The 261-nt window shown below is 52.5% G+C and carries 1 pseudogene; it reads right to left on the reverse strand.

What is annotated here, in order from left to right:
* Window positions 1–261 (reverse strand): annotated as a pseudogene (locus tag MXD62_RS08885) (precorrin-4 C(11)-methyltransferase); the annotation flags it as partial.

A 261-nucleotide genomic window follows, 5' to 3' on the forward strand; every position in this document is an offset into this window, starting at 1 on the left:
CTTATCATACAGTTTCGAGCGGTATTCTTCATGCTTTGAAATCTCCGGATCAAGGGCCCAGCCAGCCAAAATCATCGCATGGGAACGAATTCCCTTGGCGCTCATATCGGTGTCCATCCGCTCCACGGTTGTCCGTACGATCACCTGATCCGGCCAACTGGCACGCTGCACCACGACAACGGGAGTATCCGGGCTCCAACCGGCGTCCAGGAATTCTTTCGTTACTTTTTTGGTGAGCGTAGCGCTTAAAAAGAGAGCAAT

It is taken from the genome of Frankia sp. Mgl5, from assembly GCF_023242985.1.
Classification (GTDB): Bacteria; Actinomycetota; Actinomycetes; order Frankiales; family Frankiaceae; genus Parafrankia; species Parafrankia soli.